The 14,811-nt window shown below is 40.6% G+C and carries 12 protein-coding genes; 9 read left to right on the top strand and 3 right to left on the bottom strand.

Annotated elements, in window-relative coordinates; all coding sequences use genetic code 11:
• Positions 1–157: 157 nt before the first annotated feature.
• The 6 genes from B4G94_RS12335 to B4G94_RS12310 all read left to right on the top strand — a co-directional run bounded on the left by B4G94_RS12335 (position 158) and on the right by B4G94_RS12310 (position 8,173).
• Positions 158–3,415: a SusC/RagA family TonB-linked outer membrane protein gene (locus tag B4G94_RS12335; protein WP_241254799.1), complete on the top strand. Its 3,258-nt coding sequence runs from the start codon at positions 158–160 to the stop codon at positions 3,413–3,415.
• A gap of 12 nt (positions 3,416–3,427) precedes the next feature.
• The gene (locus B4G94_RS12330; RefSeq protein WP_286859166.1) at positions 3,428–5,023 is read left to right on the top strand and encodes a SusD/RagB family nutrient-binding outer membrane lipoprotein; all 1,596 of its coding nucleotides are present in this window, start codon (positions 3,428–3,430) and stop codon (positions 5,021–5,023) included.
• Positions 5,024–5,093: 70 nt separating this feature from the next.
• On the top strand, positions 5,094–5,576 hold the full coding sequence (locus B4G94_RS12325; protein WP_286859164.1) for a hypothetical protein: 483 nt from the start codon (positions 5,094–5,096) through the stop codon (positions 5,574–5,576).
• Positions 5,577–5,821: 245 nt separating this feature from the next.
• Positions 5,822–6,379, top strand: a complete 558-nt coding sequence (locus tag B4G94_RS12320; protein WP_146191107.1) for an RNA polymerase sigma factor — start codon at positions 5,822–5,824, stop codon at positions 6,377–6,379.
• The gene (locus B4G94_RS12315; RefSeq protein WP_286859162.1) at positions 6,369–7,187 is read left to right on the top strand and encodes a HEAT repeat domain-containing protein; all 819 of its coding nucleotides are present in this window, start codon (positions 6,369–6,371) and stop codon (positions 7,185–7,187) included. Before B4G94_RS12320 ends, B4G94_RS12315 begins: the two co-directional genes overlap by 11 nt.
• 104 nt (positions 7,188–7,291) lie before the next feature.
• Entirely contained in the window at positions 7,292–8,173 is an 882-nt protein-coding gene (locus tag B4G94_RS12310; protein WP_286859161.1) for a DUF4097 family beta strand repeat-containing protein, read from the top strand.
• A gap of 127 nt (positions 8,174–8,300) precedes the next feature.
• Here the strand turns inward: B4G94_RS12310 and B4G94_RS12305 are convergent, their stop codons facing one another.
• The 3 genes from B4G94_RS12305 to B4G94_RS12295 form a co-directional block, all read right to left on the bottom strand.
• Positions 8,301–9,002: a class I SAM-dependent methyltransferase gene (locus B4G94_RS12305; protein WP_108635697.1), complete on the bottom strand. Its 702-nt coding sequence runs from the start codon at positions 9,000–9,002 to the stop codon at positions 8,301–8,303.
• Positions 8,995–10,176: a nicotinate phosphoribosyltransferase gene (gene pncB, locus B4G94_RS12300; protein ID WP_108635698.1), complete on the bottom strand. Its 1,182-nt coding sequence runs from the start codon at positions 10,174–10,176 to the stop codon at positions 8,995–8,997. The genes B4G94_RS12305 and pncB overlap by 8 nt, the downstream gene beginning before the upstream one ends.
• A 258-nt stretch (positions 10,177–10,434) precedes the next feature.
• On the bottom strand, positions 10,435–11,958 hold the full coding sequence (locus tag B4G94_RS12295; RefSeq protein ID WP_286859157.1) for a DUF6600 domain-containing protein: 1,524 nt from the start codon (positions 11,956–11,958) through the stop codon (positions 10,435–10,437).
• 257 nt (positions 11,959–12,215) lie between these two features.
• Here B4G94_RS12295 and B4G94_RS12290 point away from each other — a divergent pair, with 257 nt between their 5' ends.
• The 3 genes from B4G94_RS12290 to B4G94_RS12280 are packed head-to-tail and all read left to right on the top strand — an operon-like array spanning position 12,216 to position 14,764.
• A complete protein-coding gene (locus B4G94_RS12290; RefSeq protein WP_108635700.1) occupies positions 12,216–12,974 on the top strand; it encodes an MlaE family ABC transporter permease in 759 nt (252 codons plus the stop codon).
• 6 nt (positions 12,975–12,980) lie between these two features.
• The gene (locus B4G94_RS12285) at positions 12,981–13,754 is read left to right on the top strand and encodes an ABC transporter ATP-binding protein (RefSeq protein ID WP_286859155.1); all 774 of its coding nucleotides are present in this window, start codon (positions 12,981–12,983) and stop codon (positions 13,752–13,754) included.
• 5 nt (positions 13,755–13,759) lie between these two features.
• Positions 13,760–14,764 carry an MlaD family protein gene (locus tag B4G94_RS12280; protein ID WP_108635702.1) on the top strand — a complete coding sequence of 335 codons (1,005 nt, stop codon included), beginning with the start codon at positions 13,760–13,762 and terminating at the stop codon, positions 14,762–14,764.
• Positions 14,765–14,811: the final 47 nt, after the last annotated feature.

Raw genomic sequence — 14,811 nt, 5'->3', positions numbered from 1 at the left:
TGAAAAAATGATTAACCAAAAGCAGCAACATTGGGGCGTGCTGCTTAATATTAATTTTAACCAACACTAAAATATGATTAAAAATTGCTTATTGCAAATGCGCAATGGATATATTGTGCATTTTAGATTCATTATCCGGATGAAACTAGCCTTAATTATGACTACGTGTGCTGTAATCAATGTCTCAGCATCTGTATTTTCCCAACAAAAAGTTTCCTTGGATGTCCAAAAGACAAAACTGAGCAAGGTACTTAAGCTGATCGAAGAGCAAAGTGATTATTACTTTGTTTATAATTCGACCAACGAAAATTTAAATAAAGAAGTATCCGTCAATGTCAATAATACGAAAGTATTGGACGTTCTGGCGAAGCTTTTCAATAAAAGTGGACTGGTATATTCGGTATCAAAAGAAGGCCTTGTTGTGGTGAGTCAGCAGCAACAGGTTTCCGTTTCGGGTTTAGTAACAGACGACAAAGGGAATCCATTAGCAGGAGCCAGTGTTCGTGTTAAAGGAACTGCTGTCGGACGGGCGACCGATATCAATGGGCGATTTTCCATCGAAGCGACTACAGGTAATACGTTGATTGTTTCTTTTGCGGGCTATGCATCGCAAGAAGTGGCCGTGACAAAGGACGGTGATATGAAAATCATCTTAATCGAAGACAATCGGATGTTAAATGAGGTGGTGGTGACTGCTTTGGGGATGAAAAAGGAAAAACGTTCACTAGGGTACTCCGTTACACAGGTTGCTGGGGAATCCCTAACCACAGCGCGTGAAAATAATGTGATGAATTCACTTGTCGGAAAAGTTGCTGGTCTGGATATTAGCTCAACTTCAGGTGGGGCAGGCGCTGCATCGAATGTAACAATACGCGGGGTTTCCAGTATCTCACAGTCTAATCAACCTTTATACGTGATCAATGGTATTCCAATGGAAAGCAAGCCTGTTGGTGTTGGAAATGCTAATTCCAGAGGAAACTCGGGTAGCCAATGGGACAACGCACCGGATCTGGGAGACGCAATCAGTAATATCAATCCTGACGATATCGAAAGTATTTCGGTATTAAAAGGCGCTGCGGCTTCAGCATTATATGGTTCACGGGCTAAAGCAGGTGTTATTTTGATTACGACCAAATCCGGAAAAGGAAATTCAATAGATTTTAACAGCAACTATGTCGCTGAGAAAATTATCGATCAAACGAACTGGCAGACGGTATATGGTCAGGGGGCAAACGGTGAAAAACCTGCCGATGGTAAGGCCGCAGCACAAGTTGGGGGCTCTAGTTGGGGAGCGAAATTGGACGGCAGTCCAGTGCCCCAGTTTGACGGTGTATCGCGACCTTATTCCTATCAATCAGGTAATCTGGGACGTTTTTATCGTACAGGTTCTACATGGACAAATACCTTGGCATTAAATAAAACATTCGAAGGTGGTTCGATCCGTTTCTCTGGTACGGATGTAAAAAATAAATCTGTTGTTCCTAATTCGGGATTGGATCGACAATCATTTAATCTGGTCGGTTTGTTTGAACCATTGAAAAGGTTGACCATTGATGCGCGTTACAATATGATCTTGGAGCAAGTGAAAAACAGACCCATGGTGTCCGACATGTCAGGTAATGCCAATTTTAACGCAATGTTTTTGCCAACAAGCATCAATGTGAACGATTTAAAACCATGGAAGAAAGAAAATGGGTTTGAGCTTCCGTTTACAACAGGTAATACCTATGCAACCAATCCTTGGTTTGCGGCTTACGAGTTTCAGAATAACACAAAAAGAGATCGTTCAATTGCTTCTTTGACGGCGAAATATACGCTTGAAAATGGACTATTTATCCAAGGACGTGCTGGTCGTGATGCTTATAATGATCACTACAGAAATGTTTTGCCTACCGGAACAGCCTATTATGAGTATGGAAAAATAAATGAACAACAAACAAAATTTGCCGATATAAATGCGGATATCTTAGTGGGCAAAGCTTTTAGTTTTGGTGATTATACAGTAACACCGAATATCGGTGCCAGCTATCGCAATACAAAAATGTCGCAGTTAACGAACTCAGGAACCGATTTTATTATCCCGTTCGTTTATAATATATTAAATGCCAAAAATAAATCTGTTAATTACCTGGAAAGCGAGTCGGAAACTCAGTCTGCATATGGTACAGCGGAGTTTGCCTATAAAGATGTGTTTTATCTGACAGGTAGCTTGCGCTCGGATTGGTATTCCACCTTGGCAACACCGGGTTACGATAATAAATTGAATTCGGTTTATCCTTCAGTTTCAGGTTCATTCATATTTTCGGAGTATTTTAAACCATCTTGGTTGTCTTACGGTAAATTGAGGGCGGGTTTCGCTCAGGTGGGACAGGCCACTGATCCCTATCAGACAATGTTAACTTATAATTTTAGAGGCGAGAATTTAAATGGAGCTCCCTTGGGATCAATTAGCAACAGAGGGATTCCAAATACTTCCCTAAAAGCCTCTATTGCGAGTGAATTGGAAGTAGGTGCTGAACTTCGTTTGTTGAATGATCGCTTAAATGTGGATTTGACTTGGTATAATAAGAAATCAAAAGATGAAATTATATCTAATACAACAACCCCCGCAACAGGATATGTTGCGGCTGTATTGAATTCTGGGGAAATGCAAAACAAGGGTTTTGAGGCACTGATTTCAGCGACCGTCGTGAAATCGGAGAGTTTCAAATGGGTGTCTTCGATAAATGGTTCTTACAATGACAACAAAATTATATCGTTGGCAGATGGCTTAAAAGACCTACTCGTGGCAACTTCACGTTCTAACGTTGGATTTATTATGAACAAAGTGGGTATGTCTGCATTTCAGGTGATGGCCTACGATAATAAATACGATAGTGAAGGTAAGATAGTAACACTGGAAGACGGGTCGCCGGCACGCGGAGAACTTAAATCCTATGGATCAGCAATGAATAAATGGTTTGCGGGTTGGAACAACGAATTTAATTATAAAAATTTCAATCTGTCTTTCCTTATTGATGGTAAATGGGGAGGAAAATTATTCTCAGCAACCGATTATTATGGATATATCTGGGGACTACATCAAAATACGGTGGAAAGACGCGAAGAGATAGGAAGGGCAGCGGCGAAATATTATGAAAATACGGCGAACAACGTTTCGAAAAACTTTGTCAACAGTGCCGACTTTATAAAATTTAGACAACTAATCATCGGTTATACCTTCCCAACAGCAATGTTTAATAATAAAATAAAATCCTTAAATGTAAGTGTTGTAGGACGGAATCTCTTTACATTGATGCGTAAAACCGATAATATTGATCCAGAATCAAGTTACAATGCAACTTTCCCCGGTCTTGAATTGGGAGGTGTGCCAGCCATACGCACATTTGGAGCAAACTTAAGTGTTAAATTTTAAATCTAAATTGAAATGAAAGCAATAATTAAACCAATTATATCTACGTTAGCTGTTGGTCTTATTTGTTTGACAGGTAGTTGTACCAAGGATTTTGAAAAAATAAATACGGACCCCATAGCTTATGATAAAGAAAAATGGGATCCTAATTATACTTTATCTTCATCCCAATTATTCTATACAGGCAGTTTTGACTTCGCCTATGATACCTGGCGTGGAAATTTGATTTATTCAGCCACTATGATGCAGGGGTTATCTACAGTAATTAGCTATTGGGCAGGCGATAAATATTTGCTAAATGAAGGTTACACAGCAGCTTATTGGGGAAATGGAACTGTAGGAGCGTATATTGAGCAGGTGCGGAATATTCAGGATGTGGTGATGAATACAAAAGGTAAACCCGAATTAAATAATTTATATCAGATAGCAAGAATTTGGCGCGCTGTTATTTTTGCAAGACTAACTGACCTTTATGGCGATGTACCATATTCGGAAGCTGGTGTTGGGTACTATGAGAAAATTTATAAACCCAAGTTTGATAAACAACAGGATATCTACAATGATTTGCTAAAGGAAGTTGATGAAGCTGTAGCAGCATTGAAGACAGATGGGGACAATGTTTTTGGAGATGTTATTTACAAAGGGAATATTGATAAATGGAAACGTTTTGGAAATTCTTTTTTGCTGCGCCTGGCAATGCGCCTAGTGAAAGTAGATGAGACCAAAGCAAAACAATATGCGACCAAAGCTGTAGCAAATACATTGACTAATAATACTGAAAACGCTTACATCTCACACGATGAAAGTGGTTCGCGTGTAACACAGAATAGAAATTCACAGGTACTATTAGGGGATGGAGGACAAGAATGCTATTATGTGAAGTGGTCAAATACATTTATTGATTTTCTAAAGAAAAATAATGATCCTCGTTTAGGTTTAGTGGCTGTGACTAAATTATATTTAAAAGACGATGTTAAGGCACAGAATCCGGATTATGTAAGTAATCCCGCGGTTCAAAAAGGAATGCCTAATGGAAAGGATTTGAGCTCTGATCCTAAGTATAAAATTAGCAGTGACCCAAGTTTCACCACATTCCCTGATTATTCATCACCGAATCCGAAGATGATCAAGAGAAATGGTGTGACATTTATACTGACATATGCCGAGACAGAGTTGTTGAAGGCTGAAGCCGCAGAGCGTTGGGGGGGTGGAGGTTCGGCTGCTGAACATTACAAAAATGGACTGAAGGCCTCTATTACTTATTTGAATCAATATGATCCAGAACTAGCTGTTTCGGATGCATTAGCAGAGGCATTTGCTGTTGCGAATCCTTATGATGCGAGCAAGGGCTTGGAACAGATCAATATGCAGTATTGGGCACATACGATTACCATGCTGGATTTTTATGAAACTTGGGCCAACTGGAGACGGACAGGGTTTCCAAAACTGACGCCAGTAAACTACCCTGGAAACGCCACTTCAGGAACTATTCCACGTCGTTTTCCATATCCTTCTACGGAAGAGGCTATCAATGGCGAAAATTTTAAAGCAGCAGCTGCGGCAGTACCCGGCGGTGATAATCTTGCAGGTCGGGTCTGGTGGGACAAATAATCACAATGGTTTGTTTTTTTTGAGGCTGAACTTTCGTAGTTTGGCCTCTTTAAACCTCTTATAAATTACTATGAACCTAAAAAATCAAATTTTGCTAATTGCGGTTATGCCATGCATGGTCTTTTCCTGCAATAATGCTGGTGAACAACAGAAGGAAAATAAGGCTGCAAAAGCCAAATCATTGACCGGGACTTACAGACTCCTGGAAAGTAAAACAATCAAAGGGAAGGATACAGTGACTGCATTCGCGGATACCAGTAAAACCGAAATGTTTAAAATGTTTAATGAAGATCATTTTTCGTTTTTCAACCACGACAAGGAAAAAGGTAAAGGGAAAGAGCCTCATTTTCTTGCTGGTGGGGGGACTTATTCATTTGACGGTAAAAATTACCAAGAACGGCTACAATACTGTAGTCTGCGCGATTGGGAAAGCAATAAGTTCGATTTCGAATTGGAATTTAAGGGGGATACACTTATTCAAAGGGGGGAGGAGAACTTGCCTGAACTTGGTGTAAAACATACCATTATTGAAACCTATCTAAAAATAAAATAATATAACACTGGCTTATTGAAGATCTCATAAAACTTCATAAAGTATTTTTTGTTAATGCAAGCACCCAAGGTATTCTTTGGGTGTTTTTTTTATTGCTTAAAAACAGTGAAAAAAGTTGTTTATTGCGGTTTACGAGTGCTTTGTTATTTATTTTAGAAAAAAAATAAAATTATATTGCAACATTTTTCAACGCTTTCCGACTATAGAATAGAAACATAGAAAATTAACAGTATTAAATAGTACACGTGCAGAATCAACTTAGCGATAGAGACTTATTAGCGATGTGCCAGTCCGGTAACGAATCAGGGTTTGCACAGCTTTATCATCGCTATGCGAAGAAGATTTTTAACTCGATCTATCGGATTTTGTCCAATCAGGAGGAGAGCGAGGATATTTTACAGGAGACTTTTGTGGAGTTTTTCTCAAAATCCGATAAGTGGCATGCGGTACTAAATGTTGAGGCTTGGTTGCGGCGGATGGGGGTGAATAAAGCGATCTCTCTTTTACGGAAGAATAAGCAATATCACACACCGATTGATGATCTGGAAATCCGGGACGAGGGTGAAGATGAGTTATTGGAAAAGGAATGGCGGGAATGCCGATTAACTGACCTGGAATCGGTCATTGATCAGTTGAGCGGGATACCCAAAATGATTATCAATCTTTATCTTTTTGAAGATATGAGCCATGATGAAGTTGCTGAGTCTTTGGGAATGACGGCCGTAGCGGTAAGGAGTCAATATCATCGTGCCAAAAAGAAAATTTACGAACAATTGAAGGAGAGGTATAATTATGCGGGATAATTTGAAAGATTTTGTAAATGCGAATCGGGATGCATTTGACCATAGAGAACCTTCTGCGGATTTATGGAATAAAATCAAACCACAGGTAGTTCCTCCGGTACAGGAAAAGAAAATTAAACCATTATGGCGATGGGCAAGCATTGCAGCAGCGACATTATTGGCAGGTACTGCTACATTACTGATTTTTAATCAGCAAGAAGATCACGCGACCAAAGTAGTAGATAGAAGACCAGTTTCTGTCCAAAAGGATGCATCGGAAACAATGACACCTGCACAGCAGGGAGTTTCTGTAGAAATTGAAAAGAAGGAGCCGGTTCGAACCATACAAACAATGTCAAATGTTCAAAAAATAAATCGTGTGGCTAAAGTGAAGGGACAAAAAACAGTTCAGGACAAGAATCGGTCGGTCAAAAAACAGGATTATATGGAAATGCTTCAGGATTCCACTTGGGCAAGTACACGTCTCGCAGCCATACTTGCTCTACAAAAACAAGGAGATCTGAATGACGATGCAACACGAGTGCTGGAGAAAATGGCAGTTTCTGATGAAAGCAGCAATGTACGTATGGCAGCCATTGAGACCTTATTGGAAGGAATGACACCGGAAGCCAGACAACAGAAAGTTCAGGATTTTTTTGTCGCACAGAATGACCCTACATTGCAGGTCGAATTGATGCAAATGATCGGGCAGCGAGATGAGCTGGAAATGAAAAACAGCACAAAGGATAAACTGAATGCGATCGTGGAAGATCCCTTTACATTGAAGTTTGTGAAAGAGCAGGCCTATGCCGTGTTGCTGCATCAATAAGGGAACAAAGCGATAAGGACTATGAAACAAATGGGATAGGCGGGGCCAGCGAATACAGGAGGAGATTAAAAAAAATTAGATAAAGAAACAATAAAATTAAGGAAATGAAAAGGATAAGAATAATCATCATGGGAATGGCGCTGATTTTTGCACATGCATTGCAGGCTCAGATATCAGAGCATGTGGAGGAGGCTGTACCGCCGAAACCTCCCAGACCACTAAGAGCAATTCGAAGTGCTGTTGAAAATAGTGGAAAGAAAGTTTGGAAAGAGTTTAAAGTACCTGCTTTAGGAGAGAAGTTATTGCTAAAATTTGATAATGTGGCTATCGAAGGCTATAATGGCAAAGAAGTTTTAATTACAGCGAATGTAGAGGAGCAGGAAGAAAACGACCGTGCTAAAGGTTTACGCGTAGTCAACGGTTCGGGTTTGTCCGATAATTCGGGAATGGGGATGAATATCCAGAATAATGCTGGCGTGACCGAAATCAGCATGGTCGGCATGCCAATGGAGGATTCGGTACATGTGCGTGTTCCTTTTAATCTTCCTATTAGCGTAAAAGGCCGCGGCGGTTTTTTTAATGGCGGTGGTATCGAGATAAAGGATGTTAAAGCTGAAGTGGAGATTTCCAGCACGATGGGCGATGTCAAGGTGATCAATGTAACAGGACCGATTAATGTAAAGGTTGCTCAGGGGGATGTTGTTGCCAAATTTGTGCAGCCCGTCAAAGGGCCTATTTCGCTCATTGCCGCAATGGGTGCGGTGGATGTGGCCTTCCCGGCAAAATTCGGCGCCAACGTAGATATGAAGACCTCAATGGGCAATATCTATGCGGCAGATGAATTTCAATTTGAAAAGCCTGTTGAGGAACCTAAAAGTAGTCCCTACAACATGTCAAATACTGTTAAAGGAAAAATGAATGGTGGCGGACAGGATGTGATCCTGAAGACTTCTATGGGTGATATCTATATTAGATCCCAAAAATAGTAGATGAAGTGTTGAAATAGGGCTGACCAGGTTTAGCATACAAATGCAAAAAACCTTAACTACCTATCGGTAGTTAAGGTTTTTTTGATGTGTTTTCAGTTGTGCCTAAAGTTCTGAAATAGGTCTGTTATTTTTTCGGTTCCATGCGTACCAAATACTGATCATTTTCATCTTCATATAGAATCTGGACTACCCAGCCCAGTTCATGGGATATGTTGATCAGTTTATCCTGATCTAAATACAGCCATTTGAAGGGAAACCCCCTTTGTCCTTTATATTCATATTGATATTGGATCTCTCCAAAATAGTAGGGCGGCTTTTTGATATTATAATCTTCGTAGAGATAAGTGATGTCCGAAGAATCGAAAATAAGCTGCCCTTTTTCAGTTAGGAGTTCTTTACTATGGTGCAATAGCTGTTTAAAACCAGCAATGTCACGAGAAATACCGACACCATTCATAAGAAATAGAAGCGTATCATACTTTTGTCCGTTAAATTGATAAAAATTTTGACAGATGATATTTTGTACGCCGCGTTGTTGCATAATATGGCAGGCAGTTGGTGATATTTCCAATGCATCAACCTCAAATCCCTTATCCTGTAAATACAAGCTATGACTGCCTACTCCCGCTCCTACATCCAATACCCGTCCGTCACAGAGCGATAATGCGATAAACTCCAGTTCTGGAAAATCATCTGCATCCCTAAAAAAAACTTCTACGGGCATTTCTTCTTCTTCCCCATAACTTGTATAAAGCATTAATGGGAATTTTTCTTCCTGGTGGACAAAGTAATCGTCCAATGCCTCACCATATACGTCTCTAAACATTGTCATTATCGATCATTAATACTTTTTTTGCGATATAAATGGAATCTTCATCACCAGTGTGTTTCATTGGCTCATCCGAAAGTTTGATGACAGGTGTCCATTGGTCGTCTTCTGGGAGAGCATCGGTCATTTTGATGACGATGTTCATAGGTTTAAGTCCCACATCGTTGGTAAAGTTGGTGCCAACACCAAAGGAGTGTAATATCTTGCCTTCGCAATAATTCGCTATCCGCTCAACTTTATCGTAATCGAGCCCATCGGAAAATATAATTGTCTTTGACAGCGGATCTATGCCATTTTTCTTGTAATGTGCAATAACCTTGTCCGTAAATTCCAACGGGTCGCCGCTGTCGTGTCGTACACCGTCAAATAATTTGGTGAGCTTTTTGTCGAATTGCTGAAAGAAAACTTCCGTGGTATAGGTATCGGATAACGCAATTCCAAGGTCACCCCGATATACATCAGACCAATGTTCCAGTCCCAGCAGGTTAGCCATCTTATAGCCATATTTGGCGGCGTGAAACATAAACCATTCGTGTGCATGTGTGCCGATGGGTTTGGTCTCATATTTCATGGCCAGATGAACGTTGCTGGTTCCGATAAAGGTTCTTTCTCCGTATTGCTTTAATGTACGGACAACCAAATCGTGAACTTCATAAGAATGCCTTCTGCGGGTGCCAAAATCAGCGATGGTGATATGGAGTTTTTTGTATTTTTCAATTTTGTCTTTAGCTGTGGCGATGACTCCTTCATCTGATGCACGGATTAAGCCTTGTGATTCATAGAAAAGCTCACAGATAAGTGACATTAACGGTACCTCCCAAAGAATAGTGCGATACCAGTACCCTTCGATGATAACCTCTAGATCAGGTCCATCCTGTGTGATCTTAACTTCATCGGGATCATAACGATAACCTTGCAGAAAATCAAAATAGGTTGGATCAATATAGGGGCAGTTTCTCGCGAAAAAGGCTTTTTCAGCTTTGGTAAGCCGTAAGTCTGCCATTTCGTTTACAGCCTCCTTCAAAAGGACATCGAACCCTTCCGGAAACTTGTGATGGCCCCGATTGATAAAGTGGTAGCGCGCTTTTGCCTTTGGAAAGAGCTTAACTACCGCATTCTGCATCGTGAATTTATAAAAGTCGTTATCTAATATAGAGGTGAATGAAGCCATCTTTATTAATCTGATTTTTGTTTGAGTTTGTAAATTTACTAATTAACATGAAATTGTGCGGATTGTTCATCATAAATAAAACTTTCGCGGTTCAATGGCTACGCAAATAGCACCGGAAATTTTAATGGAATGATTAGGGGAGCAAAGGAAATTCCTCGAAGTCAGAAGAGAATAAAGAAGAATCAACAAGCGGCCGGATGACAAAAAAGCGGGTCAGTGATTCACTGACCCGCTTTTTATCCTAAATTTAATCTATTATTATCGTGTACGTGTTCTTTCAGAACCGCCGCTTGAACGGCTAGCGCCTTCAGATGATCTTGATCTTGGCGCTGAAGAGTTACCGCTATGTGCCGAACCTGATCTATCCACCGCAGGTGCCGAGGACCTTGTACGGGTGTTCTCATAGCTTCTATTTTGTACTGGCTGGGTAGCTTGATTTACAGGCTGACTAGAACGCGTTCTACTGTTGCTTGTCTCATAACTCCTATTTTGCACCGGTTGAGCAGGTTGGTATACGGGCTGGCTAGAACGGGTTCTGCTGTTACCCGATTCATAGTTTCCATTTCTTTGCGGTGTCGTTGTTGGCTGCGAACCGCGTGAAGAATTGGCGTCAACAGTGTTTCCTTGTCTGGTTCTACCGGTAGAAGTAGGGTTGTTATTATTTGCTGGATTCGACTGCCTGTCGGATCGTGTTCTGAAATCGTAATTATTTGAATTGGGCGTTGTTCCAACATTATTTCTGTTGGTTGCTCCATTGTCTCTTGTTCTACTGTTATTGTCAGTAGAGCTACGTGTAGACCCGTTGCTGTTTGCATCATTACGTGATCTGACCGAGGCATTACCACTATTGTCTATATATAACTCTCGGTTTCCGGATCTGGAATTGATGTTATCCCGATTGGAAATGACACGGTTGTTGCGGTCCGATATCGCACTATTATTATTACGTGTGCGGGTCGATGCATCGACGACATTGGTCGGGCGTGCCGATGACCGTGTGTTGCGGTCTACAGTCGGACGGTACATACTGATTTCGTTTGTCCTCGTACGGCTGTTGCTGCTGCGCGCAGATCCGGGTCTGTCCGCATTGGCAATCCGATTGACCGTAACACTTCTGCCTGTATAACGTTCGATATCAGATCGACGCGGTCCACCGACATAGTAATTATTGTTGATGATAGTCGTATTGTTGATAACAGTAGTTCTATTATAGATGCTGTTATAATTTCGACGATTCACATAATATCTATCCATGTTTCGGTTCATAAAATGATTGACTGAAACAAAGGTCCAGAAGTTCATGGGGATATTGACAGAAACATTGATATTCATGCCAGGACCTAATGGAGCCCAGCCATAATAATCATTGCTTTGACGCCAGTTTACCCATGCTGGTCCCCATTCATAGTCAGGAACCCAACCCCAGCCATAGCGGTCATTGTAATTCCAACGACCATAGTGGAAAGGAGCCCAGCCCCAATCGTAGTTGGATACCCAGGTATTACCATAATCCGTCATCGACCAATACCCATTGGTTGCATAAGGTTGGAAGTCAGGGCCAGCATCCGGAATCCACACATATCCATAGTTCGGATCATTGACCCATTGTCCGTATGGTGAAAGCTCATCATAGAACATCTGAAATGAAACACCGGAATTGTTATAATTGTTATAACCTGTGTTGTATCCCCCTCTTTGGGCCATGGAAGTTGTACAACTTGTGAAAGAAGCAACACCGATCAAACCCAATGCCCAATATTTTATATTCCTTAAATTTTTCATCTTCGTAATATTTTAAAGTATGACAAAACTCTATGCGCTTGTCGTTGTTATTATGACAGCATAACGTATTAAATGGTTTAATCAGTACACTATAAATCTGATTTTTTTTATATAAAAGTCAAATTGATGATCTTTTTACATAAACGACAATTTTAGATACATATTTTTTATTTACCTTTACCGCTCGAATTGTTACGTGTTTGTTGAGCATATAAGGTGTTTTATGACACATTGATTTGACATAGACATATTTTTAAATGGCTAAAAAACTTCAGACTTTTTTTCTAGAATTCGCGAACATTCACCGTTTCTTATTGCGGTTTTGGCGCGAATTAGTAACACCACCATACGAATTCAAGGAAATTATACGCCAATGCTATGAGATAGGCTATAAGTCGTTGCCTTTGATCAGTTTAACCGGATTTATCGTTGGCTTTGTATTTACAAAACAGTCTCGTCCTTCGTTGGAAGAATTTGGTGCAACTTCGATGTTACCATCCTTGATCTCCATTGCAATTGTTCGGGCTTTGGCCCCTTTGGTAACGGCTTTGATTGCCTCCGGTAAAGTGGGGTCACAGATCGGTGCTGAATTAAGTTCGATGAATGTGACCGAGCAGATCGATGCCATGGAGGTGTCGGGTACAAATCCTTATAAGTATTTGATTGTAAGTAGAATTTTAGCTACAACCATCGGTATTCCTGTCCTCTGTTTTTATGTGGCCGGTATTGGTCTCTTGGGCGGTTACCTGAGTATGATGAGTAAAGATGACCTGAGTTTTTTGAGTTTTTTTACACAGGTTTTTGAAACCATTGCTTTCAAAGATTTGGGGGCTATGGTATTGCGTGCGGTGATATTTGGTTTTACCATTGGAGCTGTTAGTTGCTATTGCGGCTATTTTTCTTCGAAAGGTACCGAGGGGGTAGGTAAAGCTGCCAACGCTGCTGTAGTCGCTTCAATGTTCCTTGTATTTATTGAGGAAATAATTATTGTTCAGGTTTTGTCGTTCTTTGGATAGTGGTATATGGAAAAAGCGAAATTAAATATAGATCATTCTCAATCTGTTATTGAAATCAGAAATGTGAGTAAATCTTTTGGAGATAACCATGTACTGAAGAATGTTAATCTGGATTTATATAAAGAAGAAAACCTTGTTGTTTTAGGCCGTTCAGGTACGGGTAAGTCGGTTCTGATTAAGTTGATTTCTGGCTTATTAAAACCGGATGAGGGGGCAATTGGTGTATTGGGTGAATCTGTTACTGAATTAAACGATCGTCAACTGCGTGAATTACGGTTAAAAATAGGTTTTTCTTTCCAGAATAGCGCGCTTTATGACAGTATGACGGTTCGTGAGAATTTGGAGTTTCCTTTGGTGAGAAACAAACGGAAGCTGACACGATCTGAGATTAATTATGCGGTGGAAGAAGTGTTGGATGGGGTAGGCTTATCCCAGGCAATCAACCAGATGCCATCTGAACTGTCCGGAGGCCAGCGTAAGCGGATTGGTATAGCGCGTACGTTAATCCTTAGGCCGGAGATTATGATGTACGATGAGCCCACGGCGGGTTTGGATCCGATTACCTGTTTGGATATTAATGGGTTGATTAATGAGGTTCAGGAGCGGTATAAGACTTCGTCAATTATTATTACACACGATTTGGCCTGTGCAAAAGAAGTCGGTGATCGTATTGTGATGTTACTGGACGGTAAATTTGAAAGACAGGGGTCTTTTGAGGAAATTTTTGATACAGATGACGCACGGGTAAGGGCGTTTTATAATTATAATTTTATTCTATAATATACATGAGTAAGGCAGAAAATAAAAGAGCAATCATTGTTGGTATTTTTGTTTTTTTAGGCGTATTGATTCTTTTGGCCGGGATTTTTATTTTAGGCAGTCAACAGAAGAAATTTACAAGAAACATCGAGATCACCACTTCATTTCCTGATGTTGCAGGATTGAAAGTAGGAAGTAATGTCTGGTTTTCTGGAGTTAAGGTGGGCATTATTAAAAATATTCATTTTAAAAGTGTACAGGATGTCGAAGTTGTTTTGACTATTGAAGAGAAATCTGCAGAATATATCCGTAAGGATGCAGTCACAAAATTGGGTTCCGATGGACTGATCGGTAATAAGATTGTTGTTATTTCAGGGGGATCGCAAAACGCACCTACCGTAGAAACAGGTGACTTTCTACGGTCCGCCAAAACTGCGGATATGGAAGCGATGATGGAGACATTGCAGGTGAATAACGAAAACTTAGCTAAGATTACCACAGACTTTGTCGAGATATCACGTGGATTGGCAGATGGTAAGGGGATGGTCGGGGCGATGTTGACCGATACGGCTATGGTGAATACCTTACGTGCGAGTTTATTGTCCATCAGTGCGGCAATGAACAATGCAAACAAGGCATCGGCTAACTTGGTGACGTTGACAAATTCGTTGAACAGCAACAGAGGCTTGATCCATGATCTGACCACAGATACCGCGATATTCTCCAATTTACGTCAATCTGCTGCTCAATTGCAGGGCGTTTCGCAGACCGCAAATGCATTGATCAATAATTTGAATAACGCCTCAAGCAGATTGAACGATAAGGATAATGCCGTAGGTGTCTTATTGAATGATCCTGCTTCGGCTGACCAGATTAAGTCGGCAATTAACAACTTGAATTCAAGTACCGAAAAGTTGGATGAAAATATGGAAGCCTTGCAGCATAACTTCCTATTACGCGGCTTCTTTAAGAAAAAAATGAAGGAAAATGCGAAGAAAGCCGAATTACTTAAGGCAGATAGTGCACAGTAAACTGTCGTAAACATATTATCGAAAGGCTTTACGCTTGCGTAGAGCCT

Origin of the sequence: Sphingobacterium sp. UBA7625 (assembly GCF_002484085.1) — a bacterium.
GTDB lineage: Bacteria > Bacteroidota > Bacteroidia > Sphingobacteriales > Sphingobacteriaceae > Sphingobacterium > Sphingobacterium athyrii.
This window is presented reverse-complemented; position numbering and strand designations above follow the sequence as displayed.

What these genes read in the sequence shown, in the direction of transcription:
- B4G94_RS12285 (WP_286859155.1), top strand. Translation starts at nt 12,981, where the DNA reads ATGGAAAAAGCGAAATTAAATATAGATCATTCTCAATCTGTTATTGAA.
- B4G94_RS12290 (WP_108635700.1), top strand. Translation starts at nt 12,216, where the DNA reads ATGGCTAAAAAACTTCAGACTTTTTTTCTAGAATTCGCGAACATTCAC.
- B4G94_RS12325 (WP_286859164.1), top strand. Translation starts at nt 5,094, where the DNA reads ATGAACCTAAAAAATCAAATTTTGCTAATTGCGGTTATGCCATGCATG.
- B4G94_RS12310 (WP_286859161.1), top strand. Translation starts at nt 7,292, where the DNA reads ATGAAAAGGATAAGAATAATCATCATGGGAATGGCGCTGATTTTTGCA.
- B4G94_RS12305 (WP_108635697.1), bottom strand. Translation starts at nt 9,002, where the DNA reads ATGTTTAGAGACGTATATGGTGAGGCATTGGACGATTACTTTGTCCAC.
- pncB (WP_108635698.1), bottom strand. Translation starts at nt 10,176, where the DNA reads ATGGCTTCATTCACCTCTATATTAGATAACGACTTTTATAAATTCACG.
- B4G94_RS12330 (WP_286859166.1), top strand. Translation starts at nt 3,428, where the DNA reads ATGAAAGCAATAATTAAACCAATTATATCTACGTTAGCTGTTGGTCTT.
- B4G94_RS12315 (WP_286859162.1), top strand. Translation starts at nt 6,369, where the DNA reads ATGCGGGATAATTTGAAAGATTTTGTAAATGCGAATCGGGATGCATTT.
- B4G94_RS12280 (WP_108635702.1), top strand. Translation starts at nt 13,760, where the DNA reads ATGAGTAAGGCAGAAAATAAAAGAGCAATCATTGTTGGTATTTTTGTT.
- B4G94_RS12295 (WP_286859157.1), bottom strand. Translation starts at nt 11,958, where the DNA reads ATGAAAAATTTAAGGAATATAAAATATTGGGCATTGGGTTTGATCGGT.
- B4G94_RS12335 (WP_241254799.1), top strand. Translation starts at nt 158, where the DNA reads ATGACTACGTGTGCTGTAATCAATGTCTCAGCATCTGTATTTTCCCAA.